9 protein-coding genes are annotated in these 7,545 nt (G+C 69.3%); 5 read left to right on the top strand and 4 right to left on the bottom strand.

Going from position 1 to position 7,545, the window contains the following annotated elements; all coding sequences use genetic code 11:
* The coding region (locus AB0J68_RS22585; RefSeq protein WP_363940391.1) for a glycosyl hydrolase family 18 protein at window positions 1-1,237 on the top strand (1,237 nt) is incomplete at its 5' end.
* Window positions 1,238-1,307: 70 nt separating this feature from the next.
* On the opposite strand, the gene AB0J68_RS22580 is transcribed toward AB0J68_RS22585, so the two are convergent.
* Window positions 1,308-2,408, bottom strand: coding sequence for an NADAR family protein (locus tag AB0J68_RS22580; RefSeq protein WP_363940390.1), 1,101 nt, complete (start codon window positions 2,406-2,408; stop codon window positions 1,308-1,310).
* A gap of 239 nt (window positions 2,409-2,647) precedes the next feature.
* On the opposite strand from AB0J68_RS22580, the gene AB0J68_RS22575 reads away from it, so the two are divergent.
* The gene (locus tag AB0J68_RS22575; protein WP_363940389.1) at window positions 2,648-3,475 is read left to right on the top strand and encodes an SAM-dependent methyltransferase; all 828 of its coding nucleotides are present in this window, start codon (window positions 2,648-2,650) and stop codon (window positions 3,473-3,475) included.
* Window positions 3,476-3,653: 178 nt separating this feature from the next.
* On the opposite strand, the gene AB0J68_RS22570 is transcribed toward AB0J68_RS22575, so the two are convergent.
* Complete coding sequence (locus tag AB0J68_RS22570; protein WP_355068508.1) at window positions 3,654-3,908, bottom strand: hypothetical protein; 255 nt, start codon at window positions 3,906-3,908, stop codon at window positions 3,654-3,656.
* 236 nt (window positions 3,909-4,144) lie between these two features.
* Here AB0J68_RS22570 and AB0J68_RS22565 point away from each other — a divergent pair, with 236 nt between their 5' ends.
* Window positions 4,145-5,050: a methyltransferase domain-containing protein gene (locus tag AB0J68_RS22565; RefSeq protein WP_355139826.1), complete on the top strand. Its 906-nt coding sequence runs from the start codon at window positions 4,145-4,147 to the stop codon at window positions 5,048-5,050.
* Between the two features lie 136 nt (window positions 5,051-5,186).
* Here AB0J68_RS22565 and AB0J68_RS22560 read toward each other — a convergent pair whose 3' ends face one another.
* Entirely contained in the window at window positions 5,187-5,978 is a 792-nt protein-coding gene (locus AB0J68_RS22560; RefSeq protein WP_363940392.1) for a hypothetical protein, read from the bottom strand.
* Window positions 5,979-6,242: 264 nt separating this feature from the next.
* Window positions 6,243-6,779: a GNAT family N-acetyltransferase gene (locus AB0J68_RS22555; RefSeq protein ID WP_363940388.1), complete on the bottom strand. Its 537-nt coding sequence runs from the start codon at window positions 6,777-6,779 to the stop codon at window positions 6,243-6,245.
* Between AB0J68_RS22555 and AB0J68_RS22550 the strand changes: the two genes are divergently transcribed.
* Both AB0J68_RS22550 and AB0J68_RS22545 read left to right on the top strand, forming a co-directional pair.
* Complete coding sequence (locus AB0J68_RS22550) at window positions 6,778-7,143, top strand: hypothetical protein (protein ID WP_363940387.1); 366 nt, start codon at window positions 6,778-6,780, stop codon at window positions 7,141-7,143. The two genes, AB0J68_RS22555 and AB0J68_RS22550, sit on opposite strands and share 2 nt — an antisense overlap.
* A gap of 165 nt (window positions 7,144-7,308) precedes the next feature.
* Window positions 7,309-7,545: potassium transporter TrkA (locus AB0J68_RS22545; protein WP_363940386.1), on the top strand; the 237-nt coding region annotated here is incomplete at its 3' end.

Below are 7,545 nucleotides of genomic sequence, written 5' to 3'. Positions count from 1 at the left end.
CGCCGTCGGGCTGGTCGGCTGCACCGCGGCGGGCTGGGCCGTGGGGACCAACTTCCAGGGATGCACCCAGGTCACCTACGGTGGCCGGCTCTACCAGGCTCTGGTCACCCACACCGCGTACCCCGGCGCCGGCTGGAACCCCGCCGCGACCCCGTCGCTGTGGCGTGACCTGGGCGCGTGCTCGGGAAGCACGCCGCCGCCCACCACGCCACCACCGACGACCGCGCCACCCACCACGCCGCCTCCGACCACACCTCCCCCCACCACGCCGCCGCCAACTGGCGGGACCTGCGCGGTAAAGTCGCGGCCCACCGGCAAGGTGTTGCAGGGCTACTGGGAGAACTGGGACGGCGCCTCGAACGGTGTCCACCCCGGACTCGGCTGGATCCCGATCACCGACAGCCGGCTCAACCAGCACGGCTACAACGTGATCAACGCGGCGTTCCCGGTGATCCGCTCAGACGGCACGGTCCTCTGGGAGAACGGCATGGACGCCGGCGTGAAGGTGGCCACCCCGGCCGAGATGTGCCAGGCCAAAGCCGCCGGCGCCACGATCCTGATGTCGATCGGCGGGGCCGCCGCGGGCATCGACCTGAGCTCCACCGCGGTCGCCGACCGGTTCATCGCGACGATCGTGCCGATCCTGACGGCCTACCACTTCGACGGCATCGACATCGACATCGAGACCGGCCTGACCGGTAGCGGCAACATCAATACCCTGTCGACGTCGCAGGCCAACCTGATCCGGATCATCGACGGGGTGCTGGCCCGGATGCCCTCGAACTTCGGCCTGACCATGGCACCGGAGACGGCCTACGTCACCGGCGGCAGTGTGGTCTACGGCTCGATCTGGGGCTCGTACCTGCCGATCATCAAAAAGTACGTGGACAACGGCCGGCTCTGGTGGCTGAACATGCAGTACTACAACGGCAGCATGTACGGCTGCGCCGGCGACTCGTACCCCGCGGGCACCGTGCAGGGCTTCACGGTGCAGACGCAGTGCCTGAACAACGGCCTCACCATCCAGGGCACGACCATCCGCGTGCCGTACGACAAGCAGGTTCCGGGCCTGCCCGCGCAGTCCGGTGCCGGTGGCGGCTACATGTCGACGTCGCTGGTCACCCAGGCGTACAACAGTGTCCCCGGCATCAAGGGCCTGATGACCTGGTCGGCGAACTGGGACGGGTCGAAGGGCTGGACCTTCGGCGACAACGTGAAGCGCCTGCAGGGCCGCTGACCCGCAACACTGTCTCCTGATCACCGGCCCGGACCGTTCACGGGCCGGTGATCCCTTTCGGCGGGACCGGTTATCGGTGAGTCAGTTCCGACCGGACGAGTTCCAGCAGCCGTCCAATCCAGTTGGTGCCGCTCGAACTCCAATATTTCGAAGCCCAGTCGTTGTAGAGCAGCCGGGCGTCACCCGTGCCCAGCAGCGTTTCCGCCATCGCCGGATGGCGCTCGAACTTGTCCCGCAGCAGCGAGGCCATCACGCTCAGCCGCGCCGCCGGCCAGCCTGCCCGCCGGGGTGCCTCCTCGCCGACAGCCCGGGCGTCGAGGCCACGGACGGCCGTGGCGATCCGATCGCGCCATTCGGCGTCATCAGTGGACAGCGCCCAGTAGGCGTGCATGACGCTCGCGTACTCCCGGCCGCCGTGTATCACCGCCGCCGGATAGTCGATCTGCAGGACCTCGAGGCCCGCGGGGTCCGGCCAGCCCTGCGGATAGACGTGCCCGCCGATGGTCAGCGGGACGGTTGTCTCCGGTCCGTCCGCCACCTGCTGTGTCCGGGCTTTGGCGATACCAGCCTCGCTCCTGCGGAAATAGTCGAGCGCCTGCTTCCGGGCCTCGGGGGTCACCGTGAGCAGGTGGCCTGAGCGCCTGGCCTGGATCGTCTCACCCACTTCAGCGAGCAGGATCCGGACCGGGACGTCGTTCTGGTCCATGTCACCGAGCATGTAGATCCGGCGGTGTTCGGGCACCGCGTGATACAGCGCGCGAACGATTTCCAGGTTTGCCCCGGTCGGCTCCGCGGCGTACACCAGCAGTGCGTTCCAGCAGCGCCGGGAGGAATCCGGCCGGTTGTTGAGAAGGTCCACCTCGTCGGCGAGTTCGCCGATCACCAGCTCCGGAGTCAGCCACGACTCCAGTGCCGGCACGGATCCTCTCGCCGTGTCGCTGATGATCAGCGAAGAGCCCTCGGGTGGCGTCAGGGTCAGCGTTCCATCGTCGAACACAGCGCGAAGGCCGTCGAGATCAGTTGAACCGTATCGCCAGAGGACGACGCCGTCCGCGAAAACGCCGAGCGTGCTGAGTGCGTAGTGATCACCTTTGTTGACGAAGATGAGGCGTTGCCGCCCTTCGATGACATCGCCGCCGACTACGCGCGACGTCGAAGTGCTGTCCGGCATGTCGGCGAGCCTAACGGGACGCGGCGCCGGGTCCCGGCCGACCGCCAGCAACATGACCGTGATGGCGCCGGGCCTACCGCCAGCCGGCGTCGCTGAACGAGTGTGCTGGTCACGGGACGGTTCGCTGGGAGCGATACCAGTCGGGGTAAAATTCAACCCTTCCGATCGCTAGACTCGCCGCAATCCGGCACCGCCCGCAGACCTCAGACTGCGCCCGTCCCGATCGAATGGAGACGCCTGTGACCCGCGACAAGGCGGCACCCCCCGGCATCGACCCCAGCATTCCCAGCGTGGCCCGGGTCTATGACTTCTTCCTCGGCGGCAAGGACAACTTCGAGGTCGACCGACAGGTCGCCGAGCACGCCCTGCGGATCACACCGGATGGGCCGGCAGCCGGTCAGGCGAACCGGGCCTTTCTGCGTCGCGTGATTCGTTTCCTGGTCACCGAGGCGGGCATCGACCAGTTCCTCGACATCGGATCGGGGCTGCCCACCCAGGGCAACGTGCACGAGGTCGCCACCGAGCAGAACCCGAAGGCTCAGGTGGTGTATGTGGACAATGATCCGATCGTCCTGACACACGGACGGGCCCTGCTCGCCGCGGAGGGCACCGCGACGGTGATCCAGGCGGACGTCCGGGCACCACAGGAAATCCTCAACCATCCGGACGTACGTCGGTTTCTCGATTTTGACCGACCGATCGGGTTGTTGCTCTTCGCGATCCTGCACCACCTCGGTGACGACGAGGATCCGCGAGCGGTGGCGGCGGCGTTGATCGACGCGCTGCCCTCCGGCAGCTATGTGGCGATCTCGCACTTCCGCGACCCCGGTGAGCGGGACCCCGAAGGCTCCCGCAAGGCCCGCGAGGTCGAGCGGGTCTTCAACGAGTCGTTGAGCACCGGTCGCTGGCGTACGGACGAGGAGATCCTCTCGTTCGCCGACGGGCTGACGCTGCTGGAGCCGGGGCTGGTGCCGCTGGCCGAGTGGCGCCCAGAGCCGGGTACGCCCGCGCCGATGCAGACCGACACCTATCACACCTTCGTCGGGCTCCTCGCCCGCAAACCGTAGGCGTCGTTTCCGGTGCGGTCCGTCGGCGCGAACGCGTCCCGCCGACGGACCGCACCGCGTTGGTTCTTGACCCGGGCGAGTTGATGCCCCGCCAGTCTCCCGGACTCGGTGCTGCCCGCCACCTCCACGGTTTTCCGCGCACCACCAACGACGGTCTCGCGCCCAGCGCGGGAGCGGGTCATCCCTCGGCAGCGGGTTGGCTGTGCACCACCAGCTCGTCGATCTCCAACCGGCCGACGCGCAGCTCCCGCACGACCGCCCGGCGAATGGCTAGCCGCCCGATGACCAGCACCCCGACAGCCACGGCCCCGGCGGCCAGCGCCCCTACGGCGAGGGCACCGAACGACGCCACCCCCGCAGCTCGCGCGCCGGTAGCCACCGCGCCCGTCGCCAGCGCACCGTCGGCGCGCGTCCCGCTCAAACGCACGCTCACCCACCTCGGCACCACGCACCACGCCGCGGGCGACCTGCTCGCGGCGGTGGACGCGTGGCGCCGAGCACTGCAGCGATTCGGTCCGGAGAACCGCTCCGAGGTTGCCCACCTACGTGATCTCCTTCGGCTCGCCGACTCGTGAGCCCCCTGCGACTGGGCCGGTCGAGGCGTTGCTGTGTCTGGTTTCAGCCCGTGTCGCGCTGACGCCGTACACGATCGGGCGTGAGGATGTGGGCATGAGTTCATCGCAGCCCGTCGTCGATCCCGGGCCCGAGCCGTACACGACGGGCGGGCCGGTGAATACTGCGGGCGCGCAGGCCACGACCCCGTCGCCACACTCCCCGGAGCCTGCCCCGGATCACCGCTACCTGCTCGACAATGCCCGGCGCGAGGCGGGCGAGCGGTTCAGCTGGCTGGCCGAGCTGTTCGACGGTGTCACGCGTGGGCACCTCGACCGGCTCGGAGTGCGGGCGGGCTGGCGCTGCTGGGAAGTTGGTGCCGGAGGTCCCAGCATTCCCGAGGCCCTGGCCACGGCCGTCGGACCAACCGGTTACGTGCTGGCCACGGACATCAATCCGGCCTGGTTGGACCCGCAGGGCGGGTACGAGGTTCTTCGGCACGACGTCGTCGGGGACCCGCCGCCGCAGTCCGGCACGTTTGACCTGGTACACGCGCGGCTCGTGCTCGTTCACGTGCCCGACCGGGCCCGGGCGTTGGCGACGATGGTGGCGGCGCTGCGGCCCGGCGGCTGGTTGTTGGTCGAGGATGCCGACACCGAGTTGCAGCCGTTGGCCTGTCTCGATGAGGTCGGTCCGGCGCAGCGGCGTGCCAACCGGCTGCGGCGTGCCGTCCGGGAGTTGATGACGCGCCGCGGCGCCGACCTGCGCTACGGCCGTACGCTGCCGCAGGCGTTGCGCGCGGCGGGCCTGGTCGATGTGGCGGCGGCCGGCTGCTTCCCGGTCGGTGGGGTGGCCTGCGACCGGCTGGAGATCGCGACGGTACGCATGGTCCGCGCCGAGTTGCTCGCCGCCGGGCTGGCCGACGACGCCGAGATCGACGCGCACCTGGCCGCCGTCGATGCCGGCGAGCTCGACCTCACCCTCGCGCCGCTGATCTCGGCATGGGGACGCCGTCCAGGCTAAGCGGTCTGCCTGGACTGGTCGTACAAGGCGCTGAAGGTCGCGGCCGCGTTCGACTCGTCTGGGCGCTCGCCTTGCCAAACCGCGAGGTCGTACGTCATGAACAGCGAGTATGCCCGGCCGGCAAACGGCAATCGAGTCACCCGTCGCCGAGCTGTCTCGTCCGGCTGCAGCAGAGGATCGTCGCGTCGTCAGGGGCGACGTCGCCGCGAACCTCAGCCTCCCTGACCCAGCGGATGACCTCGCCGGGTCCGACCGTCCCCGCCAGGTGCAGCAGTCCCGCCCAACTGGTCAGTCTGAGGGTGTCCACCAGCCGGCTCACGCCGTTGCTCAGCAGCGCAGCAACGGTCATCTCGTCCGTTGGGCAGCTGCCGGTGATCGCCTCGTCCACCACCCGCGGGTCGTCCTTGGCCACCCAAAAACCGCCCGGGCTGTTCCGTTGTGCACGCAACTCCAGCATGAGTCGCCGGTACTCGTCAGTGCCCTCCGGCACGCCCTTCAGCCGGGCCTCCACGGAGCGGGCGATCATCACCTCGCGCGGATCGTGGGCGACGAAGGGATCGGCCCCGGTCCGGCCGATGACCGCCACGGCGTCTCCGAGGACCAGGTGCTCAACGAGACCATCCGAGAATCGGAGCATCGCCACGGCCGCGTAAGGGCTGATGGAATTCGTGACATCGCAGGTGTCGCGATGCTCGTCGGTGATCCGCTCAATGCTCTCGGCCAGCACCTCACGTAGGGTCCGGTCATCAGACAGCGCGCCCAGGAGAGCACCTCCGAGACGGGTGGCGTACCAGGTCACGCCGTGATGGCAGACCTTCTCGGCGCCGGCGATGCCACCCGCGCCGTCAACCAGAACCATGCCGGACGGCACGGCACCGGCGAAGTCCTCATTCTTCCGCCCCGGGTGCCCCGCATCGGTGGCCATCATCACCCGCACCACCCGATCATCACACAGTCGATACGTCCCGCGACTTCGCGAGGATCGCCGCCAACGGGCAAGAGAGCCTTTCACCGACGCGCTGTCCTCACCACAACCGCCTCTGCTCGGATCAGCTAGACCGGTGGGATCCACTTGTGCGAGCCGTCGCCGTAGGGGAAAGCACCGTTCGAGCCCGGGCCAGGTTCCGGGGAGCCGGCTCATCGTGAGCGGGCTCCCCGAAACGGCTGTCGGGACGGCCGCTGGGTGGACCGCTTACAGATCCATCGCATAGACCCGGACCTGGCGGCCGGTGTCCGGCTGCACGGTCTCGCGGTCCAGCGCCATGCCCAGCTTGACCATCACTCGCGCCGACGCCTCGTTGCCGACAACGTGGATGCTGACCAGCCGCCGCAGTCCGAGCTCGGCACGAGCGTGGGCGACCACGGCCTGGGCCGCCTCGGTGGCGAAGCCCCGGCCCCAGTGCGCGCGGCCGAGCCGCCAGCCGATTTCCACGGCCGGCATGATCTCGGGCAGGAAGGTTGGCACCGCCAGCCCGGTGAAACCGGCCAGCTCGCCGGTTTCCTTGATCTCCACCGCGTACAGGCCGAAGCCGTGCTCCTCCCAGTGCCGCTGATAGTTGGCCAGGCGCTCCGCGGTCGCGGCCCGGTCCAGGGTGCGGCCGTCATGGATGTAGCGCATGACCTCGGGCTGTGCGTTCACCGCGGCGAAGCCGTCCAGATCGTTGCTTTGCCAGCGGCGCAACAGCAGCCGCGGTGTTTCCAGGGACGTGGCATCAAGGGAACTGGTCATGTCAGGCACGTCCCTTCGTAGCATTCCGGCGCTCACGAAAGCGATGGACTATCCAGCCCGGCGCGCGGGGTCGTCACCGGCGTTGCTGGCGGGTCATGGGCGGTCACCCGATGCGGATGTGGTCTCCACTCTGGGCGACGGCTATGGTTCGGGCATGCACGATCGACGCAGCCTTCGCCGCGTCGGCGGGCGAGCGCCGCTGCCGACGATGCTGCTGCTTGCCGTGCTCGTACTGGTGCTCTCCGCCACCCGGTCGATCGGGCTGTGCATCGTGTTCCGTTCCGCACGGCGGGCGATCCCCGGTTGTGTGCCCGCTTGGTCGGCGGATCGTGCTCCCCCGCGCCATGCGCGGGGCCTTGCCTGATCCACTCGCCCCGCTCGCGCCGGTCCCATGGCACCGCCCGGCTGGCCGCCATGACCGGCCGGCCGCGCTGTCACCGCGCCCGCCGCACTTGGCCTGGCCACACTCGTCGGCCTGCGCCGCTGCCGAGCGCTGCGCACATCCGCCGCCCTGCCCGCTGGAGTTCCCATGATTGTCGAACTGACCCCGCTGCCCGGTATCGGGGTACGCCGCATGTTCACCACCGCCGACGGCCGCCGCGTGGGAGTGGTCACGCACCATTCGGGCGGCCGGCGAGATCTCGTCTACGAGTCGCCCGATGACCCCGACGCCACCTACTCGCTGGCCCTGACCCGCTCCGAGGCCGTGACCCTCGCGGGGCTGCTGGGAATCCTTGACGTCCTGGACGTCGTCACCGTGGCGGAG

The organism is Micromonospora sp. NPDC049580, from assembly GCF_040675595.1.
Classification (GTDB): domain Bacteria; phylum Actinomycetota; class Actinomycetes; order Mycobacteriales; family Micromonosporaceae; genus Micromonospora.
The sequence above is the reverse complement of the archived record's forward strand: the minus strand, read 5'-3'. Positions and strand labels throughout refer to the sequence as shown.

What these genes read in the sequence shown, in the direction of transcription:
- AB0J68_RS22550 (WP_363940387.1), top strand. Translation starts at nt 6,778, where the DNA reads ATGTCAGGCACGTCCCTTCGTAGCATTCCGGCGCTCACGAAAGCGATG.
- AB0J68_RS22555 (WP_363940388.1), bottom strand. Translation starts at nt 6,779, where the DNA reads ATGACCAGTTCCCTTGATGCCACGTCCCTGGAAACACCGCGGCTGCTG.
- AB0J68_RS22560 (WP_363940392.1), bottom strand. Translation starts at nt 5,978, where the DNA reads ATGATGGCCACCGATGCGGGGCACCCGGGGCGGAAGAATGAGGACTTC.
- AB0J68_RS22580 (WP_363940390.1), bottom strand. Translation starts at nt 2,408, where the DNA reads ATGCCGGACAGCACTTCGACGTCGCGCGTAGTCGGCGGCGATGTCATC.
- AB0J68_RS22565 (WP_355139826.1), top strand. Translation starts at nt 4,145, where the DNA reads ATGAGTTCATCGCAGCCCGTCGTCGATCCCGGGCCCGAGCCGTACACG.